Here is an 18,460-nt window from a genome sequence, read left to right on the forward strand (position 1 = left end):
GGTCGCGGACGGGGACTCATCGAGGATGCTGTTTAGTTGACCTGTGCGCATCTGGCTGGCACCAAGTGCCTTCTATCCCGCAAGAGGGGGAGTCGAGGAACTCACTCTCCAATTGGCGAGGCAGTATCAATGGCGAGGGCACGACGTGACCGTCGTCGTCCATCGCCACCCGGCTCAGCTCCCCGAGGTGGACGAGGTCGAAGGCGTTCCCGTTCGTCGCGTTGCCCTCGACCTGCCGGGTAGTCAGCTACGCGGCCTGGCGGCATACCCGGCCGCTCTGGCCGGGCAAGTCCGAGCTCTGGCAGCCGTGGGGCCACCGCCCGACATCGTGCATGTGCAGTGCCCCGCGAACCAGGTGCCGGCGCTCACCGCGTACACCATCCGCCACCGAGTGCCGTTGGTGATCACCACGCAGGGCGAAGTGGCCATGGACGCGGGGCAGATCTACCAGAACAGTGCACAGATGCGGCTCGCCCTGCGCGCAGGTGCGGCCCGGGCGTCCGTGCTCACCGCGTGTTCCCGCCGAGCGGGGGACGATGCAGCCGCGATCGCCGCTCGGTTCGACGGTTGCGAGGTCATCCCGAACGGGGTGGACCCGGCCCAGTGGCAGGTCGCGCCACTTCCGGAGGAACCGTCCTTCGCCGCGTGGGGTCGGCACGTTCCCCAAAAGGGCTTCGACCTTCTCATTCGCGCTTTCGTGCGGGTGCGTGAAGAGCTTCCTGGCGCTGTCCTACGCATCGGGGGCGATGGGGAGCAGACGCCGATACTGCGTGAACTCGCAGGTCTCGGAGTTGAATTCGTCGGGTCGCTCGACCGCGCGGGCGTCCAGCGCCTGCTGTCGAGCAGCCGGGTGGCTGTTGTGCCGAGTCGCCTCGAGCCGTTCGGCATCGTTGCGGTCGAAGCGATGGCCGCCGGGCGCGGGGTGGTGTGGAGCACCAACGGCGGACTTGCCGAAGCGACCGGAGGTCTCGGCCATGGCGTCGATCCGAACGACATCGGGGCCCTGTCCTGGGCTCTCGTTGCAGCCCACCGCGATCCGGTCCAGCCGGCGGTCACTCGCGCCCATGCGGAGAACCTCTCGTGGGGGAACATCGCCGCGCTCTACCTGCAGCAATATCGGAGCGTCATCACCAACCGGTGATCGGTAGGGGCCGACCTCGTCGCAAGGTCTGCTCAGCCCCTCGTGAGGGCATCCCGATAGACATCGAGCGTGGACGAAGCGGTGCGGCACCACGTGAACGACGCGGCCCGCGCCATCCCCTGTTCCCGCATTTCGGCGCGCAGCGACTTGTTGGTCACCACTCGACGGATTGCAGCCGCAAACGCGTCGGCATCGTACGGTTCAACGGTGATTGCTGCGTCGCCGACCACCTCGGGCAAGGATGACGCCGTTGTGGTTATGACGGGCGCCCCGCATTGCATGGCTTCGAGTGGCGGCAACCCGAAGCCTTCGAACATCGAGGGAAACACGAAGCAGTCGCTCGCGCTGTACCAGCAGCTGAGCTCGTCGTCGTCGACATGACCCGTGAACCTGACTCGCGAACTGATTCCGAGCGTCTCGAGCTCCGCGGCCAGCGAACCTTGCTTCCAACCGTCGCCTCCGACAACGACGAGATCGTGCGGCACACGGTCGACGATGGACGCGAAAGCGCGCAACAGAGTGCGCAGGTTCTTGCGGGGCTCGATCGTGCCGACTGCCAGAACATAAGGGCGGTGTACCGTAGTGCGTCGAAAGTTCTCCGAACGGTCCCGCTCCGGCGGGCGGATACTTGTTGCCGCGGCGAGGGGGATCGCTTCGATCTTTGCAGCGGGCACGCCCGCCCATCGAATGAGGTCAGATGCGGTGGCCTCTGAAACGGTGATTATGCGACGTGCACGGGCAACGCTCATTCGTGTCGCCGGTGTCAGGTAGACACGTCTGGTCAGTGGCGCGTGTTCCGGGTACCGCACGAACGCGAGGTCGTGAACGGTGACTACGCTCGGGGGGCCGATCACGGGCGCGACCATGACGGGTCCGTGAAGGAGATCGAGTCGGGCCGCCCGGGCGCGTATCGCCAAGGCCGTCTGCTCCCAGGCGATGCGTGCTTCCGGTCTGCTCCACAGTCGAGGGTGGCCCGGTCTGACGGGAATCACCTGCTCGTTGGGGGAAGTGAGAGGGGCGATCGCGGCGAGCAGCTCGGCGACGTAACGGCTCACGCCTGCCTGACGGTAGTCACCGCTGGCCGACATAAGGGCAGCATTGACTCCCACGCGCATTGCCATAGGTTCCCCCCGATCGAATCGTCGCCTGCACGGTGAGGGTAGAGGATGCGTCGAGTCTTCCGGTTAACCTTGTCCGCGTGGGATTGGATGTCGAAGCACAGGCCCGTTACGCGTACCTCACCGGCCGTCTCCGGGCGATTCTTGCGCCTCCGGCGCGGATCATCGAACTTGGCGCGGCGCCGGGTGACCAGATTGCGCAACTTGCTGATTTGGGGTACCGGTGCGAAGCCGTTGATATCGGGCAGAATTCCGACGGCTGGTCGACCTCCGGGGAGGAGGGACGCATGCTGCAGCTTCTACAGGACCATGGCGTCGAGTACCACGAGTGGGATCTCGAGCGAACACCCTACCCGCTCGACGACGGCAAGTACGACGCTGTCGTCTATACGGAGGTGTTCGAGCATCTGCGCGACTACCCCGTGCGCTCACTCGAGGAGATCACGCGCATTCTGCGCCCGGGGGGGTACCTGTTTTTCTCGACTCCCAACGCAGCGTCACTGATGAGTCGGTTGCGAGTTCTACGTGGCGGGTCGACCTACACGGCGATGCCGGACTGGGTCGGCGGCGTCATCCATGCTCGGCACGCTCGGGAGTGGTTGTTCTCGGAGATCGACGAAGCGATGCAGATCGCCGGACTCGAGATCGTCGAGCGGAACAGCCGACACTTTCACACCGAGGACTCCAACCGGCTGCGTGCCGGCGCAAAGCTGATGCTCGATCGTTTGGCGAGGGTACGTCCCACGCTGGGTCCGCAGATCCTCATCGTCGCGCGGCGTCCCGGGGGTCCCCCGGCTGAGTGACGGTCGTAGCCTCGCCGCCCAGTCGCACTGTGACATTCGGGAAGCGGCGTTGGCCGAATCGATGGCTCGGCAGTTCCACGGATCGGTAGAGGCATTCGGCCGCCAGCAACGACACCAGGAAGGTCAGGGCCCCACCGATCGCCAGCTGACCGATCCATCCTCCGGGTGCGTTGCGTCCGGCGACCGCCATCAGCAGGATCGCAGGCTGATGAAGAAGGTAGAAGCTGAAGGTACGTCGACCGAAGCCTTCGAGTGCGCGGTACACGACCGACGGCCTCGACTCGTGAGCTGTCAGCAGGACGATCGCAGCGCCGGCGACAGACCAGAGGATTGTGTCCACCGAGGCCGGCACGGACAGCGTCGTCCCGGCGACCGCGAGCAGACCTGTTGCAAGTGCAGCAAACCACGACAACCGGCGGCTCAGGCGGAAGCGATGGCGCACGATCACATCCGCCATCACAACTCCCACCGTGAACTGGATCAAGCGTGCAGGCAGTGCGTGACGGTCACCCACGAACCCGCTGAGCGGGCCGCCGAAGTCAACCCGGTGCTCAAGGACCGACCACGCGATAGTGCAACCCGCCGTTGCCAAGAGCAGGACGCTGCCGCCCCACCGCCGCCACACGATGACAAGTACTGGGAACACGAGGTACAAGTGCATCTCGAGGGAGACGCTCCACAGCGAACCGTTGATGTTGCCAAGCGTAGGAACGAACACGGTTTGAAGACCCACGGCATTCACGATGATGTCCCATGCGGACGCCGGTGCCGCGACGACTGATCGCCAGGTTGCCGGTGCTATGGCCAAGACGGTCGCGATGGCCAGCGCTGCCCAATAGGCCGGCATGATGCGGGTCGCGCGCCTGCCGAAGAACTGCCGCACATCAAGATTCTTGGTCCTGTCCACCACCGGTAGCCCGAGGCAGAATCCGGAGATGACGATAAATACGTCGACGCCGTGTGCACCCACTTCGGCGAGTTGCGGCAGTTTGCCGGGAAGCTCCATGAACGGCCAATAAGCCTGGATGTGGCAGATGAATACTGCGATCGCCGCGAGTCCGCGGATCGTGTCAACCCCGCCGATCCTGCGGTGTGCCGTGACCCCAGCCGAAACGTCGCCCATTCCGACCCCTCTGGTTCCCCTCTATGCCTGCGGGCAGAGCGTAACGACGCAGAGCCGATCGCGCTGCACATTCGGTCAGATTCAACACAGGGAAGCTGATGGCCGTGTTGTACGTGAGATGGGCATACTTGGAAACGATGAGAGTTGCAATCGCGCACGACTATCTGACCCAATTCGGCGGAGCCGAGCGGGTGGTGTTGTCGTTGATGAAGGCCTTCCCGGACGCGCCGATCTACACGACCCTCTACGAACCCGACTCGACCTACCCCGAGTTCCGTTCGGCCGACATCCGGGTGTCGCCGCTGAACCGGTCAAACGCGTTGCGGGGCAACCATCGGCTGGCGCTGCCACTCCTGGCTCCCGCCGCCTCACGGGTGCGCATCGACGCCGACGTGGTCATCGCCTCCTCCAGCGGCTGGGCGCACGGCTTCCGGGCCACCGGTAAGAAGCTCGTCTACTGCCACTCACCGGCGCGCTGGCTCTACCTGCCCGAGGAATACCTCGGCACCAAAGCGGGGGCGATCAAGCCCGCGTTGTCGGCGATGACTCCGGCCCTGAAGCGATGGGACGCGCGTGCGGCCGCCACCGCGGATCGCTACCTCGCCAACTCCAACGTGGTGCGCGATCGCATCAAACTGGTCTACGGCATCGACGCCGATGTGCTCTTCCCGCCTCACCGTGTCGACCTCACGGCGTCAGTCGAACCAGTCCCGGAGGTCGTCGATCGCGGCTGGCTCGACTTCCACCTCCTGGTGTCGCGGTTGTTGCCCTACAAGAACGTGGACAAGGCGATCGAAGCCTTCGAGTCGCTGCCCGACGAGCGCCTCGTCGTGGTCGGACGTGGCCCGATCGCCGACCGACTGCGCAAACAGATGGGCGCCAACTGCTTACTGCTGGAAGGGATTTCAGACGACCAGTTGCGCTGGCTGTACTCGAACGCGAAGGCGCTCATCGCCCCCAGCCACGAAGATTTCGGCCTCACCGTCATCGAGGCCGCAGCCTTCGGTACGCCGGCGCTCGCCTTCCAGTCCGGTGGTTACCTCGACACGGTGCGGCCCGGCGTCAGCGGCTATTTCTTCCCTCAGCCCGAGGCCCCCGAGATCGTGGCGGCGGTACGTCGACTTCAGGTCATGCCACTGTCGCGAGCGAATGCCGCAGAGCATGCTGCCAGTTTCAGCGAGGACGCCTTCATCACAGCGATCAGACGGGCCGTCGACGAGCTCGTGCGCTGACCTGTCCCAATGTGATTCCGCCCATGAAGACACGGTGCACTCAATGCCGCGATACTTGAGACATGACCAACCACAAGCCGGTGGAGACCTGGCTCACTGACATGGACGGCGTGCTGGTGCACGAGGAGCACGCCATTCCGGGAGCGGCCGAGTTCATCGAGGCGCTGCAGAAGAGCGGTCGTCGCTTTCTGGTGCTGACCAACAACTCGATCTTCACCCCGCGCGATCTACGAGCGCGTCTGCGGGCGAGCGGGATCGACGTGCCCGAGGAAGCGCTCTGGACGTCGGCGCTCGCGACCGCACAGTTCCTCGACGACCAGCGTCCGGGTGGCTCGGCCTATGTCGTGGGCGAAGCCGGGCTGACCACGGCGATCCACGACGTCGGCTACGTGATGTCGAGCCGCGACCCCGATTACGTGGTGCTGGGGGAGACCCGCACCTACTCGTTCGAGGCGATCACCCGCGCAATTCGCTTGATCGACAACGGAGCTCGGTTCATCGCGACCAACCCGGACGCGAGCGGTCCGTCGACCGAGGGCAAGCTGCCCGCAACCGGAGCGGTGGCCGCCCTGATCGCGAGGGCGACGGGTGTGGAGCCGTACTACGTCGGCAAGCCCAATCCGCTCATGATGCGCAGCGCGCTCAACCAGATCGAGGCGCACTCGGAGACCACCGTGATGATCGGCGACCGCCTCGACACCGACATCCGTAGTGGTCTGGAAGCTGGTCTGCGCACGATCCTGGTGCTCACCGGCTCCACGCGTCCGGAGAAGGTCGACCGCTACCCGTTCGTCCCCACCCGCATCTGCGACTCCATCGCCGACGTGGTGCCGCTGGTCGCGCAGTTCGCCCCGAAGGGCGATTGACCGCGCGGCCAACGCGTTTGGAAGAATCGTCGACCATGACCTCAGCACGGCCGCGCATCCTTTCGGGAATGCAGCCCACCCACGACTCTTTGCACCTCGGCAACTACCTCGGGGCGCAGGTCAACTGGGTGAAGATGCAGGAGGAGTTCGACGCGCTCTTCTGTGTGGTCGACCTGCACGCGCTCACTGTTGTGCCCGATCCGGCGCTTCTTCGTCGCCGCAGCCACGTGACCGCCGCGCAGTACTTCGCCGGCGGAATCGACCCCGAACGTTCCACCGTTTTCGTGCAATCGCACGTGCCCGAGCACGCGCAGCTGGCGTGGGTGCTCAACTGCTTCACCGGTTTCGGCGAAGCCAGTCGGATGACGCAGTTCAAGGACAAGTCGGGAAAGCGCGGCGCCGAAGGCACCAATGTCGGGCTCTTCACCTACCCGACGCTCATGGCCGCCGACATCCTGCTCTACGACGCCGCCAAGGTGCCGGTCGGTGAAGACCAGCGCCAGCACCTGGAGCTCACGCGCGACCTTGCCCAGCGGATGAACAGCCGATACGGCGATCTCTTCGTCGTGCCCGAGCCGCACATCCCGGCCGAAGGCGCCAAGATCATGTCGCTGCAGGAGCCGACCTCGAAGATGAGCAAGTCGGCGGACGACCAGCGCGGCAACCTGATGATGCTCGACGAGCCGAAGGCGAACATCAAGAAGATCAAGTCGGCCGTCACCGATCTCGACAACGCCGTGCGCTGGGATCCCGACACCAAGCCGGGCATCGCCAACCTGCTGCGCATCCACCACGCGTTCAGCGGCGTGCCGATCGAGGCACTGGTGGAGAAGTACGCCGGTGAGAACAAGTACGGCGCGCTCAAGACCGACGTCGCCGAAATCTTCCGCAGTGTGCAGGAGCCGTTCAAGGCGAAGGTCGACACCTACATGGCCGATCCGGCACAGCTCGACGGGATTCTCGCGCAGGGTGCCGAGCGGGCTCGTGACCTTGCGGCCCCGACCCTCGCCCGGGTGTACGACGCAGTGGGATTCCTGCCCGGTCGGTGATGACGCCGCGATGAAGACCATCGGAGTCTCGATCCCGATCCCTGAGCCGTTCGCCAAGCGGCTCCACGACGTGCGCCACGACGTGGGTGATCCGTTGGCGGACGCCGTGCCTCCGCACGTCACACTCATGCCGCCCACGGAGATCGACGATGTCGACCTGGCCCGCCTTTCCGCGCACCTGCACGAGGTGGCCCGGTCGTCGAGTGCATTCCACATGATGTTGCGAGGCACCGGCACCTTCCGTCCGATCTCACCGGTGGTCTTCGTGCAGGTTGCGCAGGGCATCGGGGTGTGTGAGCAGTTGGAGTCGCTGGTGCGCAGCGGGCCGGTGCAGCGTGAGCTGGAGTTTCCTTACCACCCGCATGTCACCGTCGCCCATCATCTGCCCGACGCGAAGCTCGACGCAGCATTCGAGGAGCTCGCCGACTTCGGGGCCTCCTTCGACGTGTCCGGCTTCGATCTCTACGAACACGGTGAGGACGGCGTCTGGCGACCTGTCGAGCGCTTCACCTTTGCCGGTGTGGCCGCGAACCGCTCGTCGTGATCCACCCGCCGTCCGGCGCAGCACGCTCGGGGAAGGTTCGCCTTATCGGGCGTGCGGTAGAGGTGAGCGATAGCCTGCCACTCGTGGCAACTCAAACCCTTCCTGCGAAGCGCACAGGCAAGGCCGGCAGCACCATCTTCCTGAAGACCGTCATGGCCGTCAGTGGGCTGATCTTCGTCGGCTACGTCCTGTTGCACATGTACGGCAACCTCAAGATCTTCTCCGGCGAGGAAGCTTTCAACACCTACGCCCACCACCTGCGCACCTTCGGCGAGCCGATGCTCCCGTACGAAGGCCTGCTCTGGATCATCCGTGTCGTCCTGCTGATCGCGTTGGTCGCGCATGCGTACAGCGCCTCGCAGCTGTGGAAACGGGCAAACCAGGCTCGTCCGCAGAAGTACGCGGTCAAGAAGGCCGTTGCCGCGTCGTTCTCCTCCAAGTGGATGCGCTGGGGCGGTGTGGCGCTGCTCTTCTTCGTGATCTGGCACCTGCTGCACTTCACGATCGCCAAGATCAACACCGGTTCCGGTGGCCAGGGCGCTGACATTACGCAGAACCCCTACCAGCTCGTCGTGCACAGCTTCGGTGCCTGGTGGATGGTGCTCATCTACCTGCTGGCGATGTTCGCCCTCGCGATGCACCTGCACCACGGTGTCTGGAGCGCCGCGCAGACGCTGGGTTTCACCGGCACCCCGCAGGCGCGCAAGATCGCCAAGGGAGCCGCCACCGCCATCGCGCTTGTCGTGGCCATCGGCTTCGCGTTGCCGCCGCTGTTCATCCTCTTCGGCGTGATCGACTAAGGATTTCGACTCGATATGACTGACACGCTCAACCACGGCCTCATCGACGATTTGTACCGCCTCGGCGAGAACATCGCCGACACCAAGGCGCCTGCCGACGTCCCGATCGAGCAGCTCTGGACCACAGCGAAGTTCGAGAACAAGCTCGTCAACCCCGCCAACCGGCGCAAGCTGTCGGTGATCATCGTCGGCACTGGCCTCGCCGGTGCCGCCGCTGCGGCGACCATGGGCGAAGCGGGCTACCACGTCAAGGCGTTCTGCTACCAGGACAGCCCGCGTCGTGCACACTCGATCGCCGCGCAGGGTGGCATCAACGCCGCGAAGAACTACAACGACGACGGCGACTCGATCTACCGCCTCTTCTACGACACCGTCAAGGGTGGCGATTACCGCAGCCGCGAGACCAACGTCTACCGGCTCGCCGAGGTGTCGACCAACATCATCGACCAGTGCGTCGCGCAGGGCGTGCCCTTCGCCCGCGATTACGGCGGCCTGCTCGACAACCGCTCGTTCGGTGGTGTGCAGGTGGCCCGCACCTTCTACGCCCGTGGTCAGACCGGTCAGCAGTTGCTGATCGGTGCGTACCAGGCGATGGAGCGGCAGGTGGCGGCCGGCACCGTGCAGGAATACGTGCGTCACGAGATGCTTGAGCTCATCGTCGTCGACGGCAAGGCCCGCGGCATCATCGCGCGCGACATGGTGACCGGTGAGATCGAGACGCACGTCGCCGACGTCGTCGTGCTCGCGTCCGGCGGATACGGCAACGTCTTCTTCCTATCGACCAACGCGATGGGCTGCAATGTCACCGCCACGTGGCGGGCCCACCGCAAGGGCGCCTACTTCGCCAACCCGTGCTACACCCAGATTCACCCCACGTGCATCCCGGTGTCCGGCGACCACCAGAGCAAGCTGACGCTGATGTCGGAGTCGTTGCGTAACGACGGCCGCATCTGGGTGCCCAAGCGCAAGGAAGACTGCGACAAGGATCCCCGCGACATTCCTGAGGAAGACCGCGACTACTACCTCGAGCGCATCTACCCCGCGTTCGGTAACCTCGTGCCGCGTGACATCGCCTCCCGCCAGGCGAAGTACATGTGTGACGAGGGACGCGGTGTGGGCCCGATGGTCGGTGACTTCCGTCGTGGCGTCTACCTCGACTTCTCCGATGCTGTCTCCCGGATGGGTGCTGAGGCGGTCAAGGCGAAGTACGGCAACCTGTTCGACATGTACGCCCGGATCACCGGTGAAGACCCGTACCAGGTGCCGATGCGCATCTACCCGGCCGTGCACTACACGATGGGTGGGCTCTGGGTCGACTACGACCTCGAGACCACCATCCCGGGTCTGTACGCCATCGGTGAAGCCAACTTCTCCGACCACGGCGCCAACCGCCTGGGCGCCTCATCGCTCATGCAGTGCCTCGGAGACGGCTACTTCGTGTTGCCGAACACCATCCGCAACTACCTCGCCGAAGGACCGTTCGAGCAGGTCACCGAGGACCACCCGGCCGTCGTGGAGGCGCGCCAGTCGGTCGAAGGACGCATCGAGCAGCTGCTCAGCGTCAACGGTGAGCGCTCGGTCGACTCCTTCCACAAGGAACTCGGCCACATCATGTGGGAGTACTGCGGAATGGAGCGCACCGAGGAGGGCCTGCGCAAGGCGATCGGGCAGATCCGCTCGCTACGCGAGGAGTTCTGGCGCAACGTGCGCGTGCTCGGTTCGGCCAAGACGCTCAACCAGTCGTTGGAGAAGGCCGGCCGTGTGGCCGACTTCCTCGAGTTGGGTGAGCTCATGTGCATCGACGCACTGCACCGCCGCGAATCGTGTGGTGGCCACTTCCGTGCCGAGAGCCAGACCGAGGACGGCGAGGCGCTGCGTCACGACGACGAGTTCCTCTACGTCGCGGCGTGGGAGTTCGCGGGCGAGCCGTCGGGCGCGCCGGGCGCGCCCGTCCTGCACAAGGAAGACCTCATCTACAAGGCGATCGAGCTGAAGCAGCGGAGCTACAAGTAATGAACCTGACTCTGAAGATCTGGCGCCAGGACGGCCCCGACACCGCTGGTGAACTGGTCACGTACCCGGTCACCAACATCTCCGAGGACATGTCCTTCCTGGAGATGCTCGACGTTCTCAATGAGGAGCTCACCGCCAAGGGCGAGGAGCCCGTGGCCTTCGACAGCGACTGTCGTGAGGGCATCTGCGGCATGTGCTCGCTCATGATCAACGGCGAGGCGCATGGCCCGGAGGTCACCACGACCTGCCAGTTGCACATGCGTTCGTTCCGTGACGGCGAGACGATCACCATCGAGCCCTGGCGCGCGTCAGCGTTCCCGCTGGTGCGCGACCTGGTCGTCGACCGCTCCGCCTTCGACCGCATCATCCAGGCCGGCGGCTACATCTCCGTCAACACCGGTGCTGCCGTCGAGGCCAACAACATGCAGGTGCCCAAAGTGGCTGCTGACCGCGCCTTCGACACCGCCACCTGCATCGGTTGCGGTGCCTGCGTGGCGGCCTGCCCGAACGCGTCCGGCATGCTCTTCCTCGGCGCGAAGGTCACCCACCTCGGCGAATTGCCGCAGGGTCAGGCCGAGCGCGACTCGCGCGTTGTGTCGATGCTCAACCAGCACGACCACGACGGTTTCGGTGGCTGCACCAACATCGGTGAATGCGCGGCGGCCTGCCCCAAGGAGATCCCGCTGGACGTCATCAGCCAGTTGAACGCTGATTTCCGCCAGGCGAAGAAGCACGCCTGATCAATGCGAACAGATGGGCCGCCCAGCAGTTGCCGGGCGGCCCATCCGTTTCTGGTCAGTAGCTCACCAGATCCAGCTCCTGGGGTGGAAGCGTTGCGGCACAACCTTCTTCGCGACTTCTCGCACGCCGCGGCGCACGGTCACTTCTGCGGTGCGCAGCCTCGACTGGTCGCTTTCCGACGCGTACTTCTCCAGATAGATGCGCAGGTCGTCGTGCTTGCGCTCGTCGAACTCGGGGTTGGCTGAGGTGGTGGACATGTCGGTGTGCAGGCGCAGTCCGTACATCCAATAATTGCGTCCGCGTTGGCTGTCGAAGAGGTAGTCATCACCCGACCAGATTTTCAACTCTTCAGGGATGGGGCGGTAGTTGACCGTAGCCATGGCCATGAACGTGCCGAACCCCCATGTCGCACGATCGGCCGGCACGAAGAGCGCACGTCCGTGGTCACGGCCGAAACGCAACGCCGAGGCTGCCGGACCCACGATTCCCGTTCGGCCGGAGACCTTGGACATCGCGGCCGAGAGGAAATCGGGACCGAACGTGATGTCGTCGTTGCAGATCACCAGCTTGTCGAACTTCGCTTCGCTCGCGCCCAGGTTCCAGGCCGGGTTGACCATGAGGTTTGGGCCCCTGTAGATCACCCGCACCTTGCTGAACGAGTCGTGCTCGATCTCTTCGTCGAGGGCTCGATCGCTGTTGTTCACGATCAAGATCTCCCCGACGAGCGGGTGCCCTTCGAGGCGCTGCAGCAGTGCCTTCAAGCGAGGCGATTTCTGCATGGTGGGGATGACGACCGAAGCCTGGTCATCGGACGGGAGGCGGCGAGTCACGATGGCAACTATAGTGATCAGCCGTCAGGCCGCCAGCGACGGTGAATGGTGCGTGCCCGTCCGCACGGATGGGGCCATCGGAACAGTTCTCAGCCCTGGCGCGACCCGGGGACTGCGGGCGGCTCAGGCCGCCGGACGTGCGTAGGTCGGCTCGACCACGGCTCGGTAGTAGCCGATGAGTTGGTCGACCACACCCGCCCACGACCGTGCCTGCATCTTGCGGTGAGCACTGTCACCCATACGTTCGCGCAGCATCGGGTCGATCACGAGGCTGTTCACGCTCGCCCGCAGAGCCCCGGTGACGCCGGGATCGAACAGGTAACCGGTGACACCGGGCTTGACGATGTCGAGCGGTCCGCCCGCCGCCGGAGCGACGACCGGAAGGCCGGCCGCCATGGCTTCCTGCAGGGTCTGCCCGAAGGTCTCGTTGACGCCGGTGTGCACGAAGACGTCCAGTGCGGCGTACGCCTGGGCCAGTGCCGTGCCCTGCCGGAAACCCAGGAAGTGGGCCTTGGGCAGCAACTGTTCGAGCTTCTCGCGGGTCGGGCCGTCGCCCACGATCACCAAGGAGGTGTTCGGCAGGTCGGCGATCTCGGTCAGTCGGTGCACCTGCTTCTCGTGAGCCAGACGTCCGACATATCCGACGATCGTCTCCCCGTTCGGTGCGAGGCAACGACGGAGGGCACCCACCCGTTCGGAGCTCCTCAGATTAGGGGAGTAGAGCGATGTGTCGACGCCTCGGCTCCACAGGGCCGAGCGAGGGACGCCGTGTGCTGTCAGTTCGGCCAGGGTGGCCGAGGACGGCGCCAAGGTGAGATCAGCGAGTGAATGAAGGTGACGGATCCATCGCCAAGATGCCTTGGTGATGCTCGACCGCAGCGGTCCGGCGTGCTGGGCCAGGTAGCTCGGCATGTCGGTCTGGTAGATCGCGATGGTCGGGATGCCAAGGTTTCGACCCGCGGCGAGCCCCCGCCACCCCAGGCCGAACGGGGACGCTGCATGAACCACATCCGGGCGCACATCGCGAAGGATCCGTTCGAGGTCTGTTGTCGGCAGACCGATCCTGAACTGGCGCACCGTGAGTGCCTGGACGGTGCGCACCGGAAAACCGCGGTACGCCTGCGGGGCCGGCCCTGGGCAGATGACCACGGCCTCGTGGCCACGGTCAGCCAGGTGGTCGAGCACCCGGCAGACACTCGTGGTCACGCCGTTGAGGCTGGGCAGAAACGACTCGGTCACGATCGCAACTCGCACGATCCACACCGTGGTGCACGCGCGTGGACTGCTGAGGGTGCTGGAACCACGGCTGAGTGAGATTCAGATGAACGGCATGGGTTAGCGTTCCAGCATGACTGACTCGAGCATCGGCGAGATTCCGGGCTTTTTCGCGGTAGTTCCGGCAGGGGGGTCCGGCACGCGTTTGTGGCCGCTGTCGCGCGCCGGGTCGCCGAAGTTCCTCCACGACCTCACCGGATCGGGTGAGTCGTTGATCCGCACGACCGTCGACCGCCTCACCCCGCTGTGCGGTAACCGCCTCATGGTCGTCACCGGCGCACGTCACGCCGAGGCTGTGCGTGAGCAGTTGCCCGAACTCGGCCCGGACGACCTGCTCGTGGAGCCGTCCGCGCGTGAATCGATGCCCGCGATCGGACTCGCCGCTGCTCTGCTGGAACAGATCGATCCGGAGGCCGTCATCGGTTCCTTCGCCGCTGATCATGTCATCACGAGGGACGAGGTTTTCCAGGCGTGCGTAAGGGAGGCCGTCGAAGTCGCCCGTGCCGGAAAGCTGGTGACGATCGGCATCGAACCCACCCACCCGGCCACGGGATTCGGCTACATCCAGACGGGAGAGGCTCTCGGCCTCGAGGGCGCGCCGTCGGCCCTGAGCGTGAAAGCGTTCGTGGAGAAGCCGGACGGCGAGACAGCTGAGCAGTATGTGCACAGCGGCGAATACCGCTGGAACGCAGGTATGTTCGTCGTCAAGGCGTCGGTGCTGCTCGACATGCTCGGCCAATACCAGCCGGTCATGGCGCACCACCTGCGCTCCATCGCCAACAACCCGCTGCGCCTCAACGAGCTCTGGCCGCGACTCACGAAGATCGCCATCGACCCCGCCATCGCCGAGCCCGCAGCGGTCGACGGCAAGGTGGCCGTGGTGCCTGGTGCCTTCGGCTGGGACGACGTGGGCGATTTCGCCTCGCTCGCCTCGGTGCTGGTCGAATCGGCCGAGGCGCCGGGGGTGAAGGTGCTCGGCGAGAGCGAACTCGTCGTCATGCAGGACTCCACCGGCGTGGTCGCCCCGCGTTCCGGACGCACCGTCGTGGCGCTCGGGCTCGACGACATCGTCGTGGTCGACACCCCGGACGCGGTGCTGGTCACCACCCGTGACCGCGCTCAGGACGTCAAGAAGATCGTCGAGAAGCTCAAGCTGTCGGGACGCGAAGACCTCACCTGATCGCAGCCGATGAAGTGGCCGTCCATGTGACCACTTCATAGCGGCAGGTGTCTGAGTCGTAGGCTCGATGACCATGGCTGATGCACGCACCCGACTGTTCGACCTCGGCTACCGAAACCTCATGCGTCCCTTCCTCTTCCGGGTGGGAGACGGTGACGCCGAGGCCGCTCACCACAAGACGCTCAAGCAGGTGCACGCCCTCGGCGAGCAGCCCACCGCGCTGAAAGCGTTGGCCCGGGCCACCCAGGTGGCGACGACGCCGGTGGAGGTCGCCGGCATCGTCTTTCCCAATCGCGTCGGGCTTGCTGCTGGCGTCGACAAGGACGGCGTAGGGGTCAAGGCGTGGGCAGCGCTGGGCTTCGGACATGTCGAGCTCGGCACGGTCACCGCGCAGGCGCAGCCGGGCAACGAACTGCCGCGCCTGTTCCGATTGACCGAGAGCAACGCGATCATCAACCGGATGGGTTTCAACAATCTCGGAGCCCAACATCTGGCAGACACCCTCGCGCTCGCCGGCCCGATCAAGATTCCGGTCGGTGTGAGCATCGGCAAGACCAAGGTGACGCCGGTGGAGGAGTCGGTGGACGACTACCTCACCTCGCTGCGTGCACTCGATGACTACGCCGACTACATCGCGGTCAACGTCTCCAGCCCCAACACGCCGGGCCTGCGATCGCTGCAGGACAAGGAGCCGCTGGCCGAACTCCTTGCCGAACTCGTCACCACGGCAGGCCAATTGGCTCGGGGCCGACGCGCAACTCCGATCTTCGTCAAGATCGCTCCCGACCTCACCGACGAAGCGATCGACGACGTCCTCGAAGTGGCCCAGCGCGCTGACGTCAGCGGCATCATCGCCACCAACACGACCCTCTCGCGGGACGGGCTGCACGGTGCTGACCTGCCGCTGGCCCAGGAAGTCGGTGGCCTTTCTGGCGCACCGCTGACCCGACGCGCACGCCATGTCGTTGAGCGAGTCGCGGCCCGCAGCGAGCTTCCGGTGATCGGCGTCGGGGGAGTGATGACCGCGGACGACGGCAAGGCGCTGATCGAGGCCGGTGCTTCGCTGGTGCAGGTCTACACCGGCTTCATCTACGGAGGGCCCGCCTTGGTGACCGAGCTGAACCGCACCCTCGGCTGATTGGTCGCCGGCCAGGAATCCGCGCGAGAAGGTGCCCTTCGTGACGCGTAGAAAGCGCACATCCTCGCGCCGACTGGGGCGACCCGCAAACCGGACGCAAAAGTGACAGTTTCGAGCCGCAAGCGTGCGATTTGCGTCCGGTTTGTGCGGACGGCGGCCGGGCGGACACCACATGGTCGGACCTGCCAGGGGCAGGGTGACTTGCTCGGTAGTCTCTGACAATGCCCACCACCGATCCCGGCGCACCGCACGACGCGCCCCTCAGCGCGTCTGACAGCTCGCGACCCGGCGGCCACTGCTGATGCGCGATCTGGTCAGCGGCACCCGCCGCAAGGCGAGCTTCGTGGGCAACCACTTCATGGCCATCTGCCTCGGCCTGCTGGTGATGGTGCTCGCGCTCGCCCTGCTCACCAACTGCAACGGTTCGAGCAAGGAAATCACCGCCGACACTCCGCGCACCTACGCGACCACGTCGACGGCCGATTCGAACACGACGAGCAGCGGTACCTCCTCGACGCGGGCGCCCACCTCGACCAAGGCCGACGGGTTGCGCACGGTGGCGCTCACCGATCTGCCCAGGCAGGCACAGGCGACGGTCGCGCTCATCGACAAGGGCGGGCCGTACCCGTATCCACGGAACGACGACAAGACCTTCGGCAACTTCGAAGGCCTGTTGCCCAAGAAGCAACGCGGCTATTACAAGGAGTACACGGTGGCGACGCCAGGTTCATCCAGTCGGGGAGCGCGCCGCATCGTCGCCGGTGAGGACGGCACGATGTATTACACGTCCGACCACTACAAGAGCTTCCGAAGGATCGTGCGATGACGAGTTTGGCGACCACCTTGCAGGGCAAGCGATCCGCCGTGCTGCGCTCCGGTCGCTCCGCGCAGGAGGTGCTGGCTGTCGGGCGACAAGCGGGCTGGCGGTTGGTTGATCTGGAACTGACCGGGCCCACCGACAAGGCTGCTTTCCTCGACCTCTGCGCGAACGCTTTCGACCTGCCTGACTGGTTCGGTCACAACTGGGACGCGCTCGCCGATTGTCTCGACGACATCCAGGACGAACCAGGCGTTCTGGTCGCCTTCGCCGGGGCTGAACACCTGAGCGCACCCGACCGCGAAGTCATCCGCGACATCTTCGACGAGCGCGTCGATCTCGGCCCGAATCCGTTCGTGGTCGTCGCCGCCACCGGCACCTGACGATGAATTCGCGCCGCCGTAGAATGCTGCTCTTGTGACGACCACTGACGCTGACACCGCGACCCTCATCGACCTGGTGGCGAACGAGGTCCACGCGCTGGAGCCGGTGCTGGTCGAACACCGCCGACACTTCCACGAGCACCCTGAGATCGCCTTCCAGGAGCACGGCACCACCGAGCGGGTGTTGAAGGCGCTGACCGAAGCCGACATCGCGGTCAGGCGGTTCGACGGCACCGGCCTGGTGGCCGAGGTCGGCCCCGCCCAGCCCAGCTACCGGTCAGGCCTGCGGGCCGACCTCGACGCGCTGCCGATCCCCGAGCGCAGTGGTCTCGCCTTCGCCTCCCGCACCGCCAATGTCTGCCACGCCTGCGGGCACGACGTCCACACTGCAGCCGTGCTCGGCGCAGCGCTGGCCCTGAAGAAGCACGAACGTGCGCTGGAGCGGGAAGGCACTGCAGTGCGCTTCATCTTCCAGCCGGCCGAGGAGGTCGTCCCCGGAGGCGCGCACACCGTGCTGGAGGAGCACGCGCTCGACGGCGTCGACCGCATGTTCGCCGTGCACTGCGACCCGCAGATCGACGTCGGCACCGTCGGCCTTGCGGCCGGACCGATCACCGCAGCCTGCGACGCGGTGCACATCATGGTCACCGGCCGCGGCGGTCACACCAGCCGTCCGCACCTGACCCAAGACCTGGTGTACGCGCTCAGCAAGATCATCAGCGAACTCCCTGCCGTGCTCTCGCGCCGACTCGACCCGCGCGCCGGAGCCACACTCGTGTGGGGGGAAGTGCACGCCGGTAACGCCAGCAATGTCATCCCGTCGGTGGGGGAGGCGCATGGCACGTTGCGCATCCTCGACGAACAGGCATGGGACGACGTCGCTGCGCTGCTCGAGCCGACCATCCACCAGATCGCAGCCCCCTACAAGGTGCGCGTCGAGGTGCGTCACGTGCGCGGCGTCCCGCCGGTGGTCAACGATTCCGATGCCGTCTCAGCGCTTCGGCAGGCGAGCCTGCGGGCGGTCGGCACCCACTCGGTGGTGCCCACCCGCCAGTCGATGGGCGGCGAGGACTTCAGCTGGATGCTGCGTGACCGCCCCGGCGCGATGGCGCGCCTGGGCACCCGCACGCCGGGCGGACCGACCTTCGAACTCCACCAGGGCGACCTCGTGGTCGATGAACGCTCCATCGGCATCGGCGCTCGACTGCTGGCCGTCGCAGCATTGGTCCGACCGATCCAGGGCTGACCGGGCCTTCCGGACGCCGGGAAACCGTTCGGTAACATTTGGGTCCCGAGGGCCCGGAATCGGCAGACCGGGGCGTGTGACCGGGGGTACAGTTGCGGCGCTCGCGGGCGCAGTGTGTTCGTGAGTCAGTTCCCGGAATTTCAGCGTCAACGACAATCGGG

The 18,460-nt window shown here is 65.6% G+C and carries 18 protein-coding genes; 14 read left to right on the plus strand and 4 right to left on the minus strand.

The window, feature by feature from the left end; genetic code table 11:
- The first annotated feature begins 43 nt into the window (after positions 1–43).
- Positions 44–1,141 (plus strand): glycosyltransferase family 4 protein, encoded by a 1,098-nt coding sequence (locus tag J5M86_RS03775; protein ID WP_188061575.1) that lies wholly within the window; start codon positions 44–46, stop codon positions 1,139–1,141.
- A 32-nt stretch (positions 1,142–1,173) separates the two neighbouring features.
- Here J5M86_RS03775 and J5M86_RS03780 read toward each other — a convergent pair whose 3' ends face one another.
- Entirely contained in the window at positions 1,174–2,196 is a 1,023-nt protein-coding gene (locus J5M86_RS03780; RefSeq protein ID WP_188061574.1) for a glycosyltransferase family 1 protein, read from the minus strand.
- Between the two features lie 143 nt (positions 2,197–2,339).
- Here J5M86_RS03780 and J5M86_RS03785 point away from each other — a divergent pair, with 143 nt between their 5' ends.
- Positions 2,340–3,062: a bifunctional 2-polyprenyl-6-hydroxyphenol methylase/3-demethylubiquinol 3-O-methyltransferase UbiG gene (locus J5M86_RS03785; RefSeq protein ID WP_188061573.1), complete on the plus strand. Its 723-nt coding sequence runs from the start codon at positions 2,340–2,342 to the stop codon at positions 3,060–3,062.
- On the opposite strand, the gene J5M86_RS03790 is transcribed toward J5M86_RS03785, so the two are convergent.
- Positions 3,022–4,185, minus strand: coding sequence for an acyltransferase (locus J5M86_RS03790; protein ID WP_188061572.1), 1,164 nt, complete (start codon positions 4,183–4,185; stop codon positions 3,022–3,024). The two genes, J5M86_RS03785 and J5M86_RS03790, sit on opposite strands and share 41 nt — an antisense overlap.
- A 137-nt stretch (positions 4,186–4,322) precedes the next feature.
- Here J5M86_RS03790 and J5M86_RS03795 point away from each other — a divergent pair, with 137 nt between their 5' ends.
- The 7 genes from J5M86_RS03795 to J5M86_RS03825 all read left to right on the plus strand — a co-directional run bounded on the left by J5M86_RS03795 (position 4,323) and on the right by J5M86_RS03825 (position 11,429).
- Positions 4,323–5,417 carry a glycosyltransferase gene (locus J5M86_RS03795; protein ID WP_244328470.1) on the plus strand — a complete coding sequence of 365 codons (1,095 nt, stop codon included), beginning with the start codon at positions 4,323–4,325 and terminating at the stop codon, positions 5,415–5,417.
- A 62-nt stretch (positions 5,418–5,479) separates the two neighbouring features.
- Positions 5,480–6,283, plus strand: a complete 804-nt coding sequence (locus J5M86_RS03800; protein WP_188061570.1) for an HAD-IIA family hydrolase — start codon at positions 5,480–5,482, stop codon at positions 6,281–6,283.
- A gap of 35 nt (positions 6,284–6,318) precedes the next feature.
- Positions 6,319–7,332: a tryptophan--tRNA ligase gene (gene trpS, locus J5M86_RS03805; protein WP_188061569.1), complete on the plus strand. Its 1,014-nt coding sequence runs from the start codon at positions 6,319–6,321 to the stop codon at positions 7,330–7,332.
- Positions 7,333–7,342: 10 nt separating this feature from the next.
- The gene (locus J5M86_RS03810) at positions 7,343–7,876 is read left to right on the plus strand and encodes a 2'-5' RNA ligase family protein (protein ID WP_188061568.1); all 534 of its coding nucleotides are present in this window, start codon (positions 7,343–7,345) and stop codon (positions 7,874–7,876) included.
- A gap of 83 nt (positions 7,877–7,959) precedes the next feature.
- Positions 7,960–8,676, plus strand: a complete 717-nt coding sequence (locus J5M86_RS03815) for a succinate dehydrogenase cytochrome b subunit (RefSeq protein WP_188061567.1) — start codon at positions 7,960–7,962, stop codon at positions 8,674–8,676.
- 15 nt (positions 8,677–8,691) lie between these two features.
- Positions 8,692–10,689 (plus strand): fumarate reductase/succinate dehydrogenase flavoprotein subunit, encoded by a 1,998-nt coding sequence (locus tag J5M86_RS03820; protein ID WP_188061566.1) that lies wholly within the window; start codon positions 8,692–8,694, stop codon positions 10,687–10,689.
- On the plus strand, positions 10,689–11,429 hold the full coding sequence (locus J5M86_RS03825; protein WP_188061565.1) for a succinate dehydrogenase/fumarate reductase iron-sulfur subunit: 741 nt from the start codon (positions 10,689–10,691) through the stop codon (positions 11,427–11,429). The genes J5M86_RS03820 and J5M86_RS03825 overlap by 1 nt, the downstream gene beginning before the upstream one ends.
- A gap of 63 nt (positions 11,430–11,492) precedes the next feature.
- Here the strand turns inward: J5M86_RS03825 and J5M86_RS03830 are convergent, their stop codons facing one another.
- Both J5M86_RS03830 and J5M86_RS03835 read right to left on the minus strand, forming a co-directional pair.
- Positions 11,493–12,260: a glycosyltransferase family 2 protein gene (locus tag J5M86_RS03830; RefSeq protein ID WP_188061564.1), complete on the minus strand. Its 768-nt coding sequence runs from the start codon at positions 12,258–12,260 to the stop codon at positions 11,493–11,495.
- A gap of 123 nt (positions 12,261–12,383) precedes the next feature.
- The gene (locus J5M86_RS03835) at positions 12,384–13,514 is read right to left on the minus strand and encodes a glycosyltransferase family 1 protein (protein WP_208965097.1); all 1,131 of its coding nucleotides are present in this window, start codon (positions 13,512–13,514) and stop codon (positions 12,384–12,386) included.
- 94 nt (positions 13,515–13,608) lie between these two features.
- Between J5M86_RS03835 and J5M86_RS03840 the strand changes: the two genes are divergently transcribed.
- The 5 genes from J5M86_RS03840 (at position 13,609) to J5M86_RS03860 (ending at position 18,299) form a co-directional block, all read left to right on the plus strand.
- Positions 13,609–14,715: a mannose-1-phosphate guanylyltransferase gene (locus J5M86_RS03840; RefSeq protein ID WP_188061562.1), complete on the plus strand. Its 1,107-nt coding sequence runs from the start codon at positions 13,609–13,611 to the stop codon at positions 14,713–14,715.
- A 73-nt stretch (positions 14,716–14,788) separates the two neighbouring features.
- The gene (locus tag J5M86_RS03845; protein WP_188061561.1) at positions 14,789–15,853 is read left to right on the plus strand and encodes a quinone-dependent dihydroorotate dehydrogenase; all 1,065 of its coding nucleotides are present in this window, start codon (positions 14,789–14,791) and stop codon (positions 15,851–15,853) included.
- Positions 15,854–16,154: 301 nt separating this feature from the next.
- Positions 16,155–16,679 (plus strand): ribonuclease domain-containing protein, encoded by a 525-nt coding sequence (locus J5M86_RS03850; protein ID WP_244328471.1) that lies wholly within the window; start codon positions 16,155–16,157, stop codon positions 16,677–16,679.
- Entirely contained in the window at positions 16,676–17,053 is a 378-nt protein-coding gene (locus tag J5M86_RS03855) for a barstar family protein (protein ID WP_188061560.1), read from the plus strand. Before J5M86_RS03850 ends, J5M86_RS03855 begins: the two co-directional genes overlap by 4 nt.
- A 34-nt stretch (positions 17,054–17,087) precedes the next feature.
- Positions 17,088–18,299 carry an amidohydrolase gene (locus J5M86_RS03860; protein WP_188061559.1) on the plus strand — a complete coding sequence of 404 codons (1,212 nt, stop codon included), beginning with the start codon at positions 17,088–17,090 and terminating at the stop codon, positions 18,297–18,299.
- Positions 18,300–18,460 lie beyond the last annotated feature (161 nt).

The sequence above is a fragment of the Yimella sp. cx-51 genome, from assembly GCF_017654605.1.
GTDB lineage: Bacteria > Actinomycetota > Actinomycetes > Actinomycetales > Dermatophilaceae > Yimella.

Bases quoted from the DNA above. Each gene is read 5' to 3' on its own strand.
- J5M86_RS03790 (WP_188061572.1), bottom strand. From the start codon at position 4,185: ATGGGCGACGTTTCGGCTGGGGTCACGGCACACCGCAGGATCGGCGGG.
- J5M86_RS03795 (WP_244328470.1), top strand. From the start codon at position 4,323: ATGAGAGTTGCAATCGCGCACGACTATCTGACCCAATTCGGCGGAGCC.
- J5M86_RS03800 (WP_188061570.1), top strand. From the start codon at position 5,480: ATGACCAACCACAAGCCGGTGGAGACCTGGCTCACTGACATGGACGGC.
- trpS (WP_188061569.1), top strand. From the start codon at position 6,319: ATGACCTCAGCACGGCCGCGCATCCTTTCGGGAATGCAGCCCACCCAC.
- J5M86_RS03810 (WP_188061568.1), top strand. From the start codon at position 7,343: ATGAAGACCATCGGAGTCTCGATCCCGATCCCTGAGCCGTTCGCCAAG.
- J5M86_RS03820 (WP_188061566.1), top strand. From the start codon at position 8,692: ATGACTGACACGCTCAACCACGGCCTCATCGACGATTTGTACCGCCTC.
- J5M86_RS03825 (WP_188061565.1), top strand. From the start codon at position 10,689: ATGAACCTGACTCTGAAGATCTGGCGCCAGGACGGCCCCGACACCGCT.
- J5M86_RS03840 (WP_188061562.1), top strand. From the start codon at position 13,609: ATGACTGACTCGAGCATCGGCGAGATTCCGGGCTTTTTCGCGGTAGTT.
- J5M86_RS03845 (WP_188061561.1), top strand. From the start codon at position 14,789: ATGGCTGATGCACGCACCCGACTGTTCGACCTCGGCTACCGAAACCTC.
- J5M86_RS03850 (WP_244328471.1), top strand. From the start codon at position 16,155: ATGCGCGATCTGGTCAGCGGCACCCGCCGCAAGGCGAGCTTCGTGGGC.
- J5M86_RS03855 (WP_188061560.1), top strand. From the start codon at position 16,676: ATGACGAGTTTGGCGACCACCTTGCAGGGCAAGCGATCCGCCGTGCTG.